Source organism: Neorhodopirellula pilleata, assembly GCF_007859915.1.
GTDB classification, from domain to species: Bacteria; Planctomycetota; Planctomycetia; order Pirellulales; family Pirellulaceae; genus Rhodopirellula; species Rhodopirellula pilleata.
In genome coordinates this window covers 40705-59148 of the sequence record NZ_SJPM01000003.1, presented here as the reverse complement: position 1 = coordinate 59148, position 18444 = coordinate 40705, and the positions used below count along the sequence as shown (strand labels likewise).

Annotated in this window: 11 protein-coding genes; 8 read left to right on the top strand and 3 right to left on the bottom strand. The window is 56.2% G+C overall.

Annotation, left to right across the window (positions count from 1 at the left end; genetic code table 11):
• Positions 1–44: 44 nt before the first annotated feature.
• A complete protein-coding gene (locus tag Pla100_RS09170; protein WP_146577422.1) occupies positions 45–620 on the bottom strand; it encodes a hypothetical protein in 576 nt (191 codons plus the stop codon).
• A 202-nt stretch (positions 621–822) separates the two neighbouring features.
• Here Pla100_RS09170 and Pla100_RS09165 point away from each other — a divergent pair, with 202 nt between their 5' ends.
• From Pla100_RS09165 to Pla100_RS09145, 5 genes are all read left to right on the top strand, one after another.
• Positions 823–1728, top strand: a complete 906-nt coding sequence (locus Pla100_RS09165; RefSeq protein ID WP_146577698.1) for an alpha/beta fold hydrolase — start codon at positions 823–825, stop codon at positions 1726–1728.
• Positions 1722–2603 (top strand): triphosphoribosyl-dephospho-CoA synthase, encoded by an 882-nt coding sequence (locus Pla100_RS09160; protein ID WP_146577421.1) that lies wholly within the window; start codon positions 1722–1724, stop codon positions 2601–2603. Before Pla100_RS09165 ends, Pla100_RS09160 begins: the two co-directional genes overlap by 7 nt.
• A gap of 61 nt (positions 2604–2664) precedes the next feature.
• A complete protein-coding gene (locus Pla100_RS09155) occupies positions 2665–4062 on the top strand; it encodes an SGNH/GDSL hydrolase family protein (RefSeq protein WP_231602890.1) in 1398 nt (465 codons plus the stop codon).
• A 179-nt stretch (positions 4063–4241) separates the two neighbouring features.
• On the top strand, positions 4242–7166 hold the full coding sequence (locus Pla100_RS09150) for a hypothetical protein (protein ID WP_231602889.1): 2925 nt from the start codon (positions 4242–4244) through the stop codon (positions 7164–7166).
• A gap of 225 nt (positions 7167–7391) precedes the next feature.
• Positions 7392–8789 (top strand): BBP7 family outer membrane beta-barrel protein, encoded by a 1398-nt coding sequence (locus Pla100_RS09145; RefSeq protein WP_231602888.1) that lies wholly within the window; start codon positions 7392–7394, stop codon positions 8787–8789.
• 14 nt (positions 8790–8803) lie between these two features.
• Here Pla100_RS09145 and Pla100_RS31520 read toward each other — a convergent pair whose 3' ends face one another.
• Complete coding sequence (locus Pla100_RS31520; RefSeq protein WP_231602887.1) at positions 8804–13489, bottom strand: beta strand repeat-containing protein; 4686 nt, start codon at positions 13487–13489, stop codon at positions 8804–8806.
• Between the two features lie 537 nt (positions 13490–14026).
• Here Pla100_RS31520 and Pla100_RS09130 point away from each other — a divergent pair.
• Together Pla100_RS09130 and Pla100_RS09125 are read left to right on the top strand one after the other, a co-directional pair.
• A complete protein-coding gene (locus Pla100_RS09130) occupies positions 14027–15199 on the top strand; it encodes an SdrD B-like domain-containing protein (RefSeq protein WP_146577419.1) in 1173 nt (390 codons plus the stop codon).
• Positions 15200–15341: 142 nt separating this feature from the next.
• The gene (locus Pla100_RS09125) at positions 15342–15662 is read left to right on the top strand and encodes a hypothetical protein (protein WP_231602886.1); all 321 of its coding nucleotides are present in this window, start codon (positions 15342–15344) and stop codon (positions 15660–15662) included.
• A gap of 32 nt (positions 15663–15694) precedes the next feature.
• Here Pla100_RS09125 and Pla100_RS09120 read toward each other — a convergent pair whose 3' ends face one another.
• On the bottom strand, positions 15695–16603 hold the full coding sequence (locus tag Pla100_RS09120; protein ID WP_146577417.1) for a glycerophosphodiester phosphodiesterase family protein: 909 nt from the start codon (positions 16601–16603) through the stop codon (positions 15695–15697).
• Positions 16604–16725: 122 nt separating this feature from the next.
• On the opposite strand from Pla100_RS09120, the gene Pla100_RS09115 reads away from it, so the two are divergent.
• Positions 16726–18393 (top strand): L-lactate permease, encoded by a 1668-nt coding sequence (locus Pla100_RS09115; RefSeq protein ID WP_231602885.1) that lies wholly within the window; start codon positions 16726–16728, stop codon positions 18391–18393.
• The last annotated feature ends 51 nt before the right edge of the window (positions 18394–18444 follow it).

Genomic DNA, 18444 nt, shown 5'->3' with positions numbered 1-18444 from the left:
GGACTAAATCAACAGCCCACGTGAATGCCATTTGCCGCTCGCCTTCAATCATTCGGACGGGCATTCGGACGGGCGTTTTTCTCGATCGTTCCGAACAGGTGACCACCTTTGTCGTCGTGTTGCCACGTTCCGGCGTAGCGGTCTTGGTGGATGAGCACGCGGGCTGAAAAGGTGCCCAGTCCGGGGATCCAAATCGCATCCATTGTGATGACGGGGGTGTTGCCGGACCACAAAATCTTCAGATCCATCGGGAATTCACCGTCAACGTCCCCGTAGCGAATCTTGACCTTGAGTCGATACAGGTCGTCGTGACCGAGCGGTTCACAAGAACTGATCGTGTAGGATTCCGGTTTCGTGTCCGATTTTCCTGCAACGGTGAACTGCCCGGTGAATGTGGCACCGGTCAAGTACTCGGCAATCCGTTTGGGGCGAGATTCGTCCGTGTTGCCATCGTCGCTCGGGGTTTCAACTTTTGGCGTTTCAACTTTCGGGGTTTCCGACGCGGTCGGTTCGTCGGCGGACGTCGATGGCAAAACGGATAGCGTCCATGCGATCAGGACGAGCGAAACAAGATGCCGAGACCGAAACAGTGTATTGATGGATGGAAGGGTGAACGACATGGGGGGCTTCCTGTGTTCCAGGTAAGTGACACGAAATGGTTTCTTGGCTAGGATCGACCAGTTGCCCATTATTCTAGCCGTTTCTTGTTTCCATTTCTCGATCCACGCGAATACATTGAACGTTCCCACCCTGCCGAGTGACGTGCCGACGCGACCCGCCCCAGACGATCAAAACGGTTTTGAATCGATCGGGGCCGACGCGATGCCGTATCGCAGCAAGACGATCACCATCGGTTCACATCGCCTTCGCTATCTTGACGAGGGACCGACGCAAACCCCAGCACAGAATCCGGGACAGAATCCGGCGGTGGATTCCACTCGAACGATTCTGTGTGTCCACGGGAATCCGACATGGAGTTTTTATTATCGTCGGGTGATCGAGCGATTTTCCGCCGATCATCGCGTCGTCGCGGTCGATCATTTGGGGTGCGGTCGCAGCGACAAACCCGACCAAGATCATTTCGCGTACACGATGGCGGCGCATCGCGATAATTTGATCGAAGTCATCGACCGGCTCGATTTGAAGAACATCGTCCTGTTGGCTCATGATTGGGGTGGCGCGATCGGATTGTCGGCGGTGCATCGGCGACGAGACAGACTTTCGGGAATCGTATTGCTCAATACTGCCGCTTTCCCACCGCCGTACATGCCTCGGCGGATCGCTGCTTGCCGTTGGCCGATCGTGGGCACGCCCGCGGTTCGAGGTTTGAACCTTTTTGCCAAAGCGGCGATCACGATGGCGATGTCACGTACCAAGCTTTCCGAACAGGCTGCTCGAGGTCTTTTGGCACCTTATGATTGTTGGGCCAACCGCGTCGCGATCGATCGTTTCGTGCGCGACATCCCGTTGAAACCGAGTCACCCGACGTATGACACGCTATCGGAATTGGAACTGAACCTCAAAGACTTCGATCACCTTCCGATTCAATTGATCTGGGGGATGAAGGATTGGTGCTTTCGCCCGGAATGTTTGTGGCGTTTCGAACAGATCTGGCCGAACGCTCGGGTGCAGGAGTTGGCAACGACCGGTCACTATGTGATGGAGGATTCACCGGAAGAAACGCTCGCTACGATCGCCAGCTTTTTGCAAGCGCCGGCGACGTGTTAGCGGCGGGTGAACCGTTTCGTTCGCGAGCGGAATCGATCCGCATCGCGTGTGTTCTCGAGGCCACCGCGGCCAAGGTGGGCAACGTTCATCCGGGCGCGAGTTTTGATGATTTGGCGTTTGATGATTTCGTAAAGGCCGCCGATTGTACAGCCGAGGCGATGGGTGGTCTTCGATCGCTCGATCAATTCGGGCCGTCGATCCTGAAAGCGATTCGATCGACGCGGCATGCCACCGGGACCAATGTCAATTTGGGAATTGTGCTGTTGCTCGGTCCGTTGTTGCTCGGTCAGCCGGACACCGAGTGTGCCGGCGACGGACCGTGGCGGCATGGTGTCGCCGAGGCTCTCGCGAGGTTGACGCCCGAACATGGCGGATATGTTGCCGCCGCGATCGTCGAAGCAAGCGCCGGTGGAATGGACACGTCGGAAGTGGATGACGATGATCCGTTGAATTTGTTGAATGTTGAGGCGACCGATTCCACGCCCGCGCCGTACGATTTGATGGATGCGATGCGACGATCGGCATCTCGCGACCGCATCGCCTTGCAATACGCGACGGGATTTGAAGACCTGTTCGAAAACGTCGTTCCGACGCTGCGGCGCAGTATCGACGAGACGGGTGATCGGCTCGACGGGATCGTCTTGGCCCATGTCCGCTTGATCGCTGCGGCGGGTGATAGCCTGATCGCGCGGAAGTGCGGCGATGATCAATCACGGCGAATCCAGGGTTTGGCCCGACGGTGTCTGGACAACTACGGGCCTGATTCGATCGCCGAACTCGATCGTCAGCTTCGAGATCCGGGGCATCGGTTCAATCCAGGCACGACAGCGGACCTGATTGCCGCCGGTTTATACGTTTGCCTGTCCGATCGGTGAACCCGATCTTGAACTACACTGTTGCTTTCGCGTTGTTCCTTTGATTCCCCACGAGGTTGCTATGATTCGTCGATTCGGTTGTTGTGGTTTGATGTGGCTCGCTGTCGTTGTGACCGGAGGGACCGTCACGGGGCAGTCGGTCGGCATCGATCCGGTCTCAACGGCATCGGATCTGGCGCCCATTCCGACGTTTGGTCCGTTTTTATATGAGAGCAAGCCGGACGGGGTCGCGTTTGAAAAACTCAATCCCCGAAAATGCCCACCGATGCCGGAACAGTCACTGCTACGCAAAGGCGATCGGCTTGCCATCATCGGAGACTCGATTACCGAACAGAAAATGTACTCGCGGATCATCGAGACTTATCTGACGGTTTGCTTGCCGCAGTTGGAAATTCAAACCCGTCAACTCGGATGGAGCGGCGAGACGGCGGAGCGTTTTTTGAAACGGATGGACCAAGACTGCTTGCGTTTCGATCCGACGATCGCGACGTTGTGTTATGGCATGAACGACGCGAAGTATCGTCCGTTTGATTTCAATAATAGTGTTTGGTTCGCCAGTCATTACGGCGCGATCGCCGAGCGGCTTCAACAATCCGGCGCTCGCGTGATCTTGGGTTCGCCCGGGTGTGCGGGCAAGATCGCCAAATGGACCAAAACGAAAGCGGGAACGCTCGACGAACACAATCAACACTTGTGTGCGTTGCGTGACCTGACGATCGAGATTGCCGGTGAGAAGCGGGTGGGTTTTGCCGACGTGTTTTGGCCGATGTACATGGCCCAGGTCGAAGGCGACGCCCGATACTCAACGCCCGAGAATCCGTATGAGGTCGCCGGTAGCGACGGGATTCACCCGGGATGGTCGGGACACACGATCATGGCCTACGCGTTTCTGATCGCGATGGGTCTCGATGGAGACCTTGCCAAATTTGAAATTGATTTGGCTCGAAATAAGTTGTCAGCCAGCGACGGCCATCAACTCGAGAGTCAATCCGATCGCCAGTGGACGCTGACGAGTTCGCGATATCCGTTCTGTGCCAGCGGCCCGGTCGACGACGACGGCAACATTCGTTCGGGCATGTCGATGGTTCCCTTTAACGAAAGGCTGAACCGATGGACGTTACGCGTCACCGGCCTCGACGCACCGATGGCGATGGTTCATTGGGGTGATTTCAGTCAACGTTTTCCTCGAGAGGAACTCGCCGTCGGGGTAAACCTTGCCGAAAAGTTCGACGTCAATCCATTCAGCGAAGCGTTCGGGCGAGTCGATCAAGCGGTCGCGGCCAAGCAAGCTTATGAAACCGAGCAGATCAAAAAGCGTTTTCACAGCAAAGAGGGTCAGGCGGATATCGAGAAAACCGTGCGGGAGACCGAAGCCGAACGCATGCTTTTGGTGCAAGCGATTGAAGCGGCTCGACAGCCGGTTTCGCACACGATTCTCATAGAACCAATTTTGCCGTAACGCAGTCCGTCGAAGGATCAACTCACTAGCCTGCAGACTGAAAAATTGAATTAGACTTCAAGTCAAATTAGACTTGCGGACCGGTTGCTTTCCCGGCGTCGATATTAGTCGATCGCTTCACGAACCATTGTTTTACTTCACTCATGTACTTCCACGTCGCTGGTCCGCAATCGCTGCGGATGTTTTCATCGAGCTCTTTTTGGATTCAATCATCGCGTTGGTTCGCGGTGATCGTTTTGGTTGCGGGAGTCTTCGTACCGATAGCGTTTGGGGATCAACCGGGTGACGGCTCCCGGGAGCGAACGGATCTGAAAATCAGCGGTGTTTATCCGCACCTGACCACGTACGGGATCTACAGCCAAAACGGAGGTCATCATAAGGGTGGTCACGAGGAGTGTGGCATCGGTGCGATCGTTCCGTGGGCCGACAAGCTCTGGATGGTTAATTATGCCCCGCATCAACCGCGCGGCAGCGAACACAAAATTTTCTCCGTCTCCGGTGATCCCGGCGAGGGCGAATTGAGTTTGACGGTGCATCCTGAAAGCGTCGGTGGAACGCCTGCGGGACGGATGATTCATGCTGAATCCAAGCAGCTGTTGATCGCTCACTACTTGATCGACGAAGCCGGCAAGGTGCGTGTGATTCCCATCGAGAAGATGCCGATTCGAGTGACGGCCATTGCTCGACACCTGAGTGATCCTGCCAACATGGTCTACTACGTCGACATGGAAGGAAGCATCTGGGAAGCCAACGTTCACACGCTCGACGTCAAACGACTTTTCCGCAAGCCGGTTCCCGGATGGCACGGCAAAGGTGGTTACACGTCCCAGGGACGATTGGTTGTTTCCAACAACGGCGAAATGCACGCCGGGACTTATGACGATTTGATCGTCGGCGGACCGGCCAAGACGCCGGAGGAAAGAGGCGTGCTGGCGGAATACGATGGTAAAAATTGGACGATTATTGAGCGTCGCCAATACACCGAAGTGACCGGGCCGCGCGGCATTGCCGGAGGCAGCGACGGCCAAGACCCCATTTGGACGATGGGTTGGGATCGGCGGAGCGTTCGACTGAAGGTTCTCGACAACGGGAAATGGCACACCTATCTATTGCCCAAGGCGGCGATGTGCAATGACGCCTTTCATGGTTGGTACACCGAATGGCCACGCATTCGAGAGATCACCGACGGACGATGGCTGATGGATATGCACGGCATGTTTTTTGATTTCCCCCCGACCTTTTCGGCGAGTGATTCGGCGGGTTTGAAGCCTGTCGCCAGCCATCTGCGTTATGTGCCCGATTTTTGTGCTTGGCGTGACACATTGGTGCTCGCCTCCGATGAAACGAGCATCCAAGGTAACCGATTGGCCGGACAACCCCAATCAAATCTGTGGTTTGGTCAGTACGAGGATCTTCGTTCTTGGGGCCCGGCGAGCGGTTATGGCGGTCCTTGGATCGGTGATCCGGTGCAGGCGAATGTCCCATCCGATCCGTTTTTGATTGCCGGTTTTGATCAGCGGATCGTTCACCTCAGCGTGGGGTCAACGATTAGCAAAAACAACGAAGCTTATCGCGCCACCGGTTCGCAAGCGATTCTAAGCATGTCCGACCAGCTCGCGGGTCTGCCCCGCGTAACGATCGAACGAGGCAATTGGCGGATTCCGGCTGACGGATTCGAGTTCACCGTTGATCGCCCCGTTACCGTTTATTTAGCGGTCGATGGCCGTGGCGAAAAGTCACTCGCGTCGCCGTGGTCGCTCACTGAATTATCGCTCTCATGGGACGGTGGAACCTCCGACAGGATTTATCAATGCGACTTTCCCGCCGGCCGGATTTCGATTCCCGCCAACCACGATGAACATAAAGCGGGGGCGTTCGGCATGCCTCATGCCGCGTTCGTTCAATCACGTGATCAGTCGCTGACGATCACAACGCCTCCATCGGTCACCGTCTCCAATCTCAATCCGCGGGCCCCAGATGCTCCGGTGCACGCCCCGGTTCAATTCACGCTTGAGATCGACGTCGATGGCAAGAACGAGTGGACGGAACTCGACCGAGTCGAAGTCGCGGACGGCGGCTACGTTGGATATCACTTGCCGGAGGATCTGGATGCGACGTGGTTGCGGCTTTCCGCCAATCGTGACTGCATCGCCACCGCTTCGATTCATCAGACGACCACTCGTTTCGCCGATCCCGAGTCGGGGCGAGAGCTGTTTGCCGGTTTAGCTGATGTGGACGCGACCGATGAGCAGGGCTCTACTAACGGACTGGCGGCCTGGGTTTATCCCGCTAAACGCAATCGGAACTTGCGCGTCGTCGGCGAGAACGGCAAGCATTTTGAGTTCACCAAGTCTGATTTCGAATGGATGGCGGCCGAATCGGATACGGAGCTGGATCAACTACTAGCGGTGGAGCCCGAGTTCACCATCGACGCGGCTTCGGTTGTATTGAAATCTCGCGGTGAGGTGTTGCGTCTTCCCAAAGGTTCCGAGTCATTTGATCATCCTTTCGATTCAGGATGGCCTCGGGCGAGTCGCGAAGTCGAATCCGAACGTCATCTCGCCAATATTCACGGAACGTTCTACGAGGTGCCCTTGGAACTCAACGGTCGACCGCCGGTATGGCTTCAAATGCGGCCGGTCTCGAGTCACTCAAAACAGATCACAGACTTTTGTTCGTGGAACGGTTTGTTGGTATTGAGCGGAGTTCGCGGCGATGCCCGACCTGATGATCATGTCTTCATCGATCGCGATCTAGGTGCCGGACTGTGGTTCGGCGGTGTGGATGATTTGTGGAAACTCGGTAAACCGGTCGGCCGCGGCGGTCCGTGGTATGAGTCGAAGGTCCAGGCAAACCGGCCATCGGATCGATATCTCATGACCGGGTACGACCATAAGACGTTGACGGCGTCCGCTGACCGAGACGTCGAATTCACCATTGAAGTCGACGTCGATCACCAAACCGGCTGGCACGCGGTCGAGACGATCGCGGTTGGTAAAGGCGACGAAGTCAGATACGTTTTCCCTCCGGGTTTCAGTGCGCACTGGGTGCGATTGGTGAGCGATCGGGATTGCGTCGCGACGGCACAGTTCACTTACGAATAGCTCCCCCCGCTGCGGTGTTGGCCCGTTGAGTGTTGTTGTTAGCCGGGTTTCGACCTTGTCGCTTTCATTGCGAATTTGCCATAACGAGTCCATCGACGTCTCTTTTCCGCTTGGTTTCGAGACTCTTGGTCCGAGCAATGCCGCATTCGAGTCGCAACCCTATTCATGAGTTCACGATCCGTTTCACTCTGGCAGTTGCCATGCCGATCTACCCCGAAGCGGGCTTTGACGCTGCTCTCGATGGTCGTTTTGGCGGCGCCTGGCAATGCATCGCCTCCGGCCGGTCACGTCCCGCCCCGAAACGCGGCTGAGCAGATCGCACCTGAGGTGATGACTTGGCGTCCTGTCGCGAAAACGACGGCCGGCGGCAAGTCGGATTCTGTCGGTTCGGAACAAGACGAACCCGATTCGGAAGAGCTGACGATCGATCCGGTCGTCTATGACGGCGATATCGGCACGAGCCTTCTTGAAGCCGCTCCCGAATTCGAGTTACCGCCACTGAGTGAATACACCGACGAGACATTCTCGCCCGCATTTTGCGATCAATCGTGTGTACGTCCTTATCCTCGTAGCCATCTTTGGATAAGCGCCGAGTATCTATTGTGGGGCATGGACGGAACGGATTTGCCTGCCCTGGTGACGAGCAGCCCGTTGGGCGTGGCGGATTCTGATATCGGGGTGTTGGGAGGAAACTCAACGACTCTCTTTGGCGGCGACGCGTTCGATCTCGACCCGCACTCGGGTGGACGTTTGACGATCGGCTCGTGGTTTGATCCCAATCAATCGGCAGGTTGGCAAGCCTCCTATGCGGGCTTTGAAAATCAAAGCGAGTCATTTCGAGCATCGAGCGATTCGCAACCAAACCTGGCGCGGCCCTTTCTTGATCTCGAAAGTGGAACCGAGGCAGCGTTCCTGGTTGCCGTCGATGGTGTCTTGACCGGCTCGGTGAATGTCACCCTCGAGAATCAGTTTCAGATCGCGGAATTGTTAAGACGTCAATGCCTCTCGAGCACCTCTTTTTCAAGAACCGACTGGCTGATCGGATACCGCTACGGACAGTTCGATGATCGATTGCGAATCGATCAATCATCGACATTCGTGGTGCCGCAAGGTCCGATCATTGCGGGAACCAACCGATCGCTTTTCGATCTGTTCGAAACCGACAGCCAGTTTCACGGCGCGGTGATGGGCGTCGAACATCGACGCCGAACCTATCACTGGACCATTTCGACCCAAGCCAAAATCAGTCTCGGCGGGAATCGTACTGAAGTGACGATCGATGGCCAAACGGTGACGACGGTGCCCGGCGGTGGATCGGCCACGATCGCGGAAGGGCTGCTAGCGCAAGCAACGAATATTGGAACCCGTTCGGACTCGCAGTTCGCCGTGATGCCGGAATTCGGTATCAATCTGACGGGACATTTGAACCCACGCGTTCGAGTGTTAGTCGGATACAATCTGCTGTACTGGAGCGGAGTCGCTAGATCCGGAGACCAGATCGATCGCGGTCTTTCTCAAATTCCTCCTGAACCGATTACCGGATCCGCTCGCCCCCGAGCCCAGTTCGAAACGAGCGGGCTGTTCCTGCACGGATTGAATGCCGGTTTGCAAATGCACTTTTGATGTGACAGGCCCGATCAAATAATACTGTTGTTAACCGCGATGACAAATTCACGTTCTACCGACTCACCGTAACGATCTTGGCTTAACACGCGGATCCTCAACGTCGATTCCGAAGTCATGTCGAAGGCTGTCCGAAGTTCGTCGCCGACAATCACGAACATGGTGTTGTTGTCCGAGCCCGTTCCCTCGACCAGTTGATAGGTATGTTCTCCCGTACCGTCGGCATCGGTCGTCGAAAACTGCCCGACGACGGTTCCGCTTGGCGCGTTGTTCGCGATTGATGTGCTGCTAAGCGAAATATCGGTCGGTGCCACGTTCGCCGCATTGATAGAAATGTTCAAGATTTCTTGGTGCGTCAAGCCTCCCGCATCAGTCACTTGAACTCGCACCGAATACAAATCCTTGATCGCGGAATCGAATACCTCATTGGACACCAATTGATTGTTATTGATCGAGAATGCTGAATTATCGGTCGAACCGTCGCCTGTGGCGAATGCATAGCTAAATGTGTCACTTGCATCGGGATCAACACTACTTAGGTTGCCAACAACGGTGCCGGCCGACTCACCCGAAGCAATGTTCGCCGGAGCGACTGCGATCGCCGACGGCGCCTCGTTTACGTTGGTCACGGTGATCGTGAATGTCTGCTCGAAGGTCAAGTCGCCTGCATCGGTAGTGCGGATTCGGATCGAGTAACTCGGCTGGGTTTCAAAATCCAACGTCGTGGCGGTTTGCAGTTGATCGCCACTGATCGTGAACGACGCGTTGTCGGTCGAGCCGGTTCCGGAAATCAACGAGTAGGTGAACATATCGCCCGCGTTGGCGTCGGTCGATGTCAACGTTCCCACGGTGGTGCCGACGGCGGCATCTTCGGCTATGGAAGTGCTTGAAAGACTGAGGTCGGTCGGGGCGGGGTTGCTTGGCGTGATCATGAAGGTTTGTTCGGTGAACAAACCGGCGGCATCGGTGCTGCGGACACGGACCGAGTACGACGACTGGCTAGCGAAGTCGATCGTGGTGTTGGTTTCCAACGCACTTCCATTGATTGTGAAAGAACCGTTGTCGGTTGAACCCTGACCATCGACCAAGGTGTAAGTGAACGAGTCTCCCGCATCGGCGTCGGTGGTGGTCAGCGTGCCGACGGCGGTACCCGAGGCCGCGTTGTTTTCGAGCGTCGTGCTACTCAGCGAGATCGCCGATGGCGCTTCGTTGATGTTCGTCACGGTGATCGTGAAGGTTTCTTCGAACGTCAGCCCACCGGCGTCGGTGGTGCGTACTCGGACGGAGTAACTCGGCTTTGTTTCAAAATCCAACGTCGTGGCGGTTTGCAGTTGATCGCCACTGATCGTGAACGACGCGTTGTCGGTCGAACCGGTTCCGGAAACCAACGAGTAGGTAAACGTGTCGCCCGCGTTGGCGTCGGTCGATGTCAACGTTCCCACGGTGGTGCCGACAGCGGCATCTTCGGCGATTGATGTGCTTGAAAGACTGAGGTCGGTCGGGGCGGGGTTGCTTGGCGTGATCGTGAAGGTCTGCTCGGTGGACAACCCGGCGGCATCGGCGCTGCGGACTCGGACCGAGTACGACGACTGGCTAGCGAAGTCGATCGTGGTGTTGGTTTCCAACGCACTTCCATTGATTGTGAAAGAACCGTTGTCGGTTGAACCCTGACCATCGACCAAGGTGTAAGTGAACGAGTCTCCCGCATCGGCGTCGGTGGTGGTCAGCGTGCCGACGGCGGTACCCGAGGCCGCGTTGTTGTCGAGCGTCGTGCTACTCAGCGAGATCGCCGATGGCGCTTCGTTGACGTTCGTCACGGTGATCGTGAAGGTTTCTTCGAACGTCAGCCCACCGGCGTCGGTGGTGCGGACTCGGACGGAGTAACTCGGCTTGGTTTCAAAATCCAACGTCGTGGCGGTTTGCAGTTGATCGCCACTGATCGTGAACGACGCGTTGTCGGTCGAACCGGTTCCGGAGACCAACGAGTAGGTGAACGTGTCGCCCGCGTTGGCGTCAGTTGACGTAAGCGTTCCCACGGTGGTGCCGACGGCTGCGTTCTCGGCGATGGAAGTGCTTGAAAGACTGAGGTCGGTCGGGGCGGGGTTGCTTGGCGTAATCGTGAAGGTCTGCTCGGTGGACAACCCGGCGGCGTCGGTGCTGCGGACACGGACCGAGTACGACGACTGGCTAGCGAAGTTAATCGTGGTGGCGGCTTCAAGCGTACCGCCGTCAATGGCGAAGGACGTATTGTCGGTTGAACCCTGACCATCGACCAAGGTGTAAGTGAACGTGTCACCTGCATCGGCGTCGGTGGTGGTCAGCGTGCCGACGGCGGTACCCGAAGCCGCGTTGTTGTCGAGCGTCGTGCTGCTCAAGGCGATCGCCGATGGCGCTTCGTTAACATTGGTCACGGTGATCGTGAAGGTTCGTTCGAACGTCAAGTTGCCCGCATCGGTGGTGCGTACTCGGACGGAGTAACTCGACTTGGTTTCAAAATCCAACGTCGTGGCGGTTCGCAGTTGATCGCCACTGATCGTGAACGACGCGTTGTCGGTCGAACCGGTTCCGGAGACCAACGAGTAGGTGAACGTGTCGCCCGCGTTGGCGTCGGTCGATGTCAACGTTCCCACGGTGGTGCCGACGGCGGCGTTCTCGGCGATCGAAGTGCTTGATAGACTGAGGTCGGTCGGGGCCGTGTTCGTGGTACTCTGCGTGATCGTGAAGGTCTGTTCGGTGAACAAACCGGCGGCATCGGTGCTGCGGACGCGGACCGAGTACGACGACTGGCTAGCGAAGTTAATCGTGGTGGCGGCTTCCAGCGTACCGCCGTCAATGGCGAAGGACGTATTGTCGGTTGAACCCTGACCATCGACCAAGGTGTAAGTGAACGTGTCACCTGCATCGGCGTCGGTGGTGGTCAGCGTGCCGACGGCGGTACCCGAGGCCGCGTTGTTTTCGAGCGTCGTGCTGCTCAGCGCGATCGCCGAAGGTGACTCGTTGACATTGGTCACGGTGATCGTGAAGGTTCGTTCGAACGTCAGTCCACCGGCATCGGTGGTGCGGACTCGGACGGAGTAACTCGGCTGGGTTTCAAAATCCAACGTCGTGGCGGTTCGCAATTGATTGCCACTGATCGTGAACGACGCATTGTCGGTCGAACCGGTTCCGGAGACCAACGAGTAGGTGAACGTATCGCCCGCGTTGGCGTCTGTTGACGTGAGCGTTCCCACGGTGGTTCCGACTGTGGCATTCTCGGCAACCGAGGAATTCGAAAATGAGATCGCGGTGGGGGCCGTGTTCAGCTCGGTAACTGAGATTGTAAAGCTTCTTTGGAGCGTTCGACCGGTCGAGTCGGTCGTTTGGACGCGAATGCGATAGCTGGATTTGGTATCGAAGTCGAATACGGAAGCGGTCCGAAGTGTATTTCCACTGATTGTGAATGAAGCGTTGTCCGTCGACCCTTCACCGTTGACCAATGAGTAGGTGAACGTATCTCCGGCATCGGGATCATTTGTCGTGAACGTACCAATGGTCGTCCCGGAGGGCTGATTTTCAGCAATCGAGTTGTTCGAAAGCGTCAAGCCCGTGGGGGCTTGTGCGTCCGGCAAAGCAGGGAGATTCGGTGTGGAGAGTCCGACGACGTTTCGCAGGATATCGCTCGCGTCGAGCGGACTGATTCCGTCAACGCCGGTGACGTCCGCCAATACCATAGGATCGATGGTTGGATACAGACGGGTGTTCGTCGATGAGGCGGCCGCGGTCGGTTCGCGAAGGACAAGTCCGGAGTCGAGTCCCGCACCGACTCTCGCTATTAAACGAGCATCCTCGGCATCGTATCGACGGTTCGCGTTGGCATCCCCTGGGAAGGCAACCAAATGAAGTGCGTCGTCCGCTCTGGCGGTCAGCGCACCTCCATTGACGTCGAGCGAGCTTAGACGGAGCACTTGCGACTGACCGTAGGGTGCGTCTTCGGGGACGGTTGCGACAAGATTGATGATGTCGGCAGCACCCGCTGCCATGGGCTGGAGACTAAAGAAGCTAATCGTCACGACGCCGGGCGTGCTGAGATTTGCTTGCACCTGACTACCTTGGGGCGCGTCACTACCTAGCTCTACCGCAGTCAAGTTCATCAGTGCGGGATCATAGTTCAGCACCATCGTCACCGAGGTCACCCCTTGGGCATTACTCAGTTGGATCGGCAAACCTTCCGGAAGCGTCGTTCCACTGCCAGAGACCGGAGCTTGAATCGGTTGGGTGGGACCGCGAGCGAAGTCCGGCAAGCCGATGACCAACTGATTGCCTGCCGCGACCGAGAACGTTGTCACGAAATTACCGCCGGGCGTCCCGTTTCCCGATGGGAAATTACCACTAAATTCGCCGTCGAGAAGTCCGCCATCGGCTGCGTCAACGATCGCATTATTGGCACTTCGCAAGGTCACCGTGTAGGTGTCTGCGGGCAGCACCCCGCCGGTTGCCAAAAACGTCAGTTCATTTCCGTTGACTACCAAGGATCCCTTTACGGTACCGCCAGCTGCACCGGAGAGCGTGACGTCCGCTGGGCCGAATGCTCCTGACTGCACGTCATAGAGGTTCAAGTTATCCGAAGCGATTTGTTCGCTCAGTTCGACTCGGAATCCACTTGGCGTTGGCTCAAATCCGGTTACTGTTGCCAAAACACGCCTGCCCTCGAGGGATTCCAATCGAAGTTTTCGGTCTTTTCGTTTGGGCGACCGAACAGCGGTGGACAGGAAGCGGGAACGTTTACGAAATCGATCAACAAGACGCAGAAACATGTAGCAATACCTAGGGGGCAACCATCACGACGATCACAGTTCGTCGAACACTCATCTAAATCGGAGTCCGCGCAAGTACCAAGCAAAAAGAAACGAAGTCATATTCAAGACTCGCAATCACGGACAAACGCACCCATTGTGCGGTTTGTGAGCAATCCGCCCCTATTGCGAGGGAATTGATTCTATTTCTTGTCGGGCCGACTAGTTCTCAAATGGACTCTCAATGGGTTCTTCGCGCGGGACATTGATCAGATGCTTGTTTCAGAAAACAGTTCATCCGAACTGCCTATTTTCGGCAAATTTCCACGAAATATGAACAGGGGTATAGAGATTTTGGCCGATCGGGTAAGGGATCGGAAGGGAACCAAACTAGAGCGATCGGTTTCTAAGTGCCGATAGATTGGATTGTAAGAATGTCATACCTCGCCTCGAAATCATCACTCCATGCGATTTTCTAACCGCCGACTTGTCCTCGAGAACCTTGAGGGCCGCCGTTTACTCGCTGCGGTAGATATCCCCGATAATCTGTCAGGGTCGCCGGCGCAAGTCGTTGTGGCGCCGATCAACATTGACACCGCCGCCGGGGTTCGGGGGGTCGAGATTCGACTCTCTTATGACACCAGCCGATTGGATTTGACTTCTGCGGGTGTCATTGCCGGTTCGATTTGGAGCGGTTCGTCTGATACCCAGGTGACCGCCAACGTGGATGACGCTTCGGGAACCGCCATCATTTTCGTAGCGGCATCGAACCCGTTGGGCAGTGGTTCTGGCAGTTTGGTCGAACTGAATTTCACGATCCGAGCCGGTGTGGATGTCGGTACGACTGCCGCGATTGATTTGACGGAGGTCGTCCTGAACGAGGGGCAGATTGCCACTGCGCCCGCGCCGATTGTGGGCCTCGACCCGACAGATGGGTTAATCACCGTATCGACCGCCAGCGGAACCAACCGCATAGGCGGATTCGTTTACGCAGACACGAATACGAATTCCCTTCCGGATTCGCAGGAAGGAATTTCAGGTGTGATGATCACGCTCGTCGATCAGGCCTCCGGTGCCCAGCGTCAGACCGTGACTGAAGCAGATGGAAGCTTCGAGTTTGTCGACCTGGCAACGGGTACCTACACACTCACAGAGCAACAACCTGCCGCGTATCTCGATGGCGGCACCAACACCGTTACCGTAACGGTTTCCACAGAGGCAAGCTTAGGCGACCAGAACTTTCGAGAACTCGGTCTTCGCCCCGAGTACGTTTACGGTCGACTACTGACAACGTTGGTTCGACCGGTCGGCTCGCAAGGTTGGATCGAGACGCTAGACCGTATCCATGTTGATGCTAATGAATCAGCGGTTGCTTCGCTTTCTGTACTCTCGACATCTGTCGTCTCGTCCAGCTCCGAGATGACTTCATTGTCGACATCGGAGTCATTCGTTTCTCCGTCCATTGACGATTCGCAGACTTCAAACCAAACGGCAAACTCGGAGCCTCTCGAGGAAGCAACCGCTGCTTTGATGATCCAGCCGACATCGGTGGTCAACTCGTTTGGGCAGCCACCACGTCGAGACGAGTTTTCATCCGAATCGGTCGACCGCGTCTACACCGAAAGTATTCTGTTTTAGGTTCGCGTCGATGCGCTGAGCCGGCTGTTCTCGGGTTGGAACGAGGGTGTTGCGGTTTTTGATCGTGCATTGACGTAAAATGAACTGCGAAGGCTAGCCGACGTTCGTTTGCCGCGCTAACGGCAGGAAGATGACGTACTGGATGAGAAGACGAGAACTGGATCAAAAGACCGCAATCATGATTGTGATTGAACACTTCGGCAATGTCGCACCGGGCACGAAGTGTTCGGCAGTGTTCTTCGACAGGGAGCGAATCCGCCGGGAAAAGGATTTCTACGCCAAGTTGTACAGCGAGAACGGCGTGCATGATCTTGAAATCCTCCGAGCGATGGTTTCCGCGAACGTACCGGATGATCCTTACTGGTTGGTCTCGTTGAAATCCGGCGATGTTGCCACGGCAGAAATCACTCGCCTGCACCGTGTCGATCACCGAACCGGAAAGATCATTCCCGATCCGGTTTAGCCGTAACTCGATTGACACTAGCCTCACCGTCTTCAGTCGTGTCGCAATTGCTTGAGGAATGTTTTTACTCGACTCGGCTTGCTGGTGTGAAACATTCGGACGCCCGCATCGATCAATTTTTTCCAATCTTCTTCGGTTCCCTCGGCGTGGGTTTCGACCGTGATGCCTTTGTCGACCGCGTATCGAATCAGTTCGAGCGTTCTTGCGTCGGCGGGATCCTTTTTGCTGACGTTGACCTGAATCGTGGAGGGATCGAATTGTTCTTGTATTTCGTCCACCTGTTTTTTGTTGGAGACCATGAACATCAGCAAGTCGCGGTGGTAGGGGACGCCCCCGGATCGATAATCGGCATAAAGTTTGGCATCGCGATAGGGGACTCGGAAAATGATCCCATCCAACGCGTCGTGGCGAGCGACCACCTTCATGATCTCATCGAAAAACTGAGTCACCCCCGGCTTCAAGTCTGCCTTGAACACGACTCGGTTCTTTCCCTCGATCAGAAACTCTTCGAGAGTCGCAACCCGGTGCTCCGAGACGCTTTGGTCATGGAATCGTTTGTGTAACTTCTTCAGGTCGGATAGTTCTTGTTCGCTGGCCGCTCCGCTTCCGTTGGTCTCGCGGTCGATGGTCTCGTCGTGCACGATCACGAAGTGTCCGTCTCGCGTTCGTTGAATATCGGTTTCATAGAGGGCGTATCCCTTCTGCTGACAAACTAGGATATTGGCGACCGAGTTTTCCGGCGCGTCGTCAGCCTTATCGGTTTCATAACCACCTCGGTGAGCGGCGATTTTCACGTCGAGGGGTGACGAGCGAAATTCCTTCGCTCGCGGTGTCGCTTCCTCGGCAACGATGGGGGCGAATCGGCATTGGGCGGGTCCGGCCGCTATCAGACAAAGCCAGAACGTTGCATTGCATCGAAGCATTGAAGAGGTTTCATTCATGTTTTTTATCGGGGTCGAGGTTATCTTGATGCGATCGATCGGGTACGGAAGCTCGCCGAGCTTCCGAATGACATGCTTTCGTACGACATGCGCGAACGAATCGCGATTCCGCTGAACTAGGAGTGACGCTGTTGGCTCTTGTTGCTTTATCCCCGATCATCCTTGTCGGCGTGTTGCTTGTCGGGCTGCGCTGGCCCGCGTCGAAGGCAATGCCCGTCGCCCTGATTGTCACGATTGCGTTGTCACTGGCCGTTTGGAGTGTGCCGCCGATCCAGGTGGCGGCGGCGGGGGCGAAGGGGGTGTTGATCGCGATCAGTTTGTTGTTCATCGTCTTCGGCGCGATTTTACTACTGGAAACTCTCAACGCCAGCGGAGCGATGGGAACGATTCGATCGTCGTTTAGCAACGTGAGCGACGACGCACGCGTGCAGGTCATCATCATCGCGTGGTTGTTCGGATCATTCATTGAAGGGGCTGCCGGGTTTGGGACTCCGGCGGCGGTGTGCGTGCCGTTGCTGGTCGGATTAGGTTTCCCGCCGCTGGCAGCGGTAACGTGCGGGATGATCATACAAAGTACACCGGTGTCTTTCGGTGCGGTGGGGACACCCATCTTGATCGGTGTGGACAAAGGCTTATCGGGTTCCGAAGCGGTGAATCGTTTTGCGTCGCAGAACGATCTGTTGCCGTGGGATCATCTGTTACAGCACATCGCCATCAAGGTTGCCATCCTACATGCGGCGGCCGGATTGTTGATTCCTCTATTCATTGTCTGCGTGTTGACGAAATCGTTTGGTACCAATCGTAGCCTCGTCGAAGGTTTACGAGTTTGGCGGTTTGCTCTTTTCTCTTCGTTGTCGATGACGGTGCCGTATGTATTGACGGCTGTGTACTTAGGCCCCGAGTTTCCTTCGCTGATCGGTGCGATGGTGGGTCTTGCGATTGTCACGACGGCGGCTAAACGCGGTTGGATGTTGCCGGTCGATGAGCCATCTTGGACGTTTGCCCGGTCGAACACTTGGCCGGATTCTTGGAAGGGAAAAGTGGTCTTTAACGAAAATCAAGAGGTTTCGAGACGCCTGCCGACTTGGTTGGCTTGGACGCCCTATCTGATGGTGGCGATTCTTTTATTGACGACGCGTTTAGTAATGCCATTGACGGATGCGATGCGGTCGGTCGGTTTTGATTTCGATCAAATTTTCGGATGCGACTCCGTCAGCGTTCGAATCGAGCCACTCTATCTACCTGGAACGATTTTTGTTCTCGTGTCCGTGGTGACGGTTTTCATGCATCGCGTATCGGTCGCCGACGCGCGGGCCGCTTGGCAGCGAAGCTTTCGTGTGATTTCGTTGGCGTCGGTTCCGCTGCTGTTTGCCGTTCCGATGGTGCAAGTGTTTATCCATTCGGATAATGGTGGCGATGGTTCGTTGGCCAAGATGCCGATCGTATTGGCAACCAGTGCGGGCGACTTATTAGGGTCGGCATGGCCGCTGATCGCCCCGTTGATCGGCGGGCTCGGCGCGTTCGTCGCCGGATCGAATACGTTTAGCAACATGATGTTTTCGGAGTTTCAGTTCACCGTGGCTCAGCAAATCGGAACGGACCCGACGTGGGGCGTCGCGTTGCAAGCCGTCGGCGGCGCGGCGGGCAACATGATCTGCGTCCACAACGTAGTCGCCGCCTGTGCCGTAGTGGGGCTCCTTGGCCACGAAGGCTTGGTGCTGCGTCGTACGATAGTGGCATTTGGCTATTACGTGTTGCTGACCGGGGGAATAGGGTGGTTGATCGGTTGAATGAATCGATCGTGATTCAAAAACTCAAACGCACCGCCGATAGCGACAGGA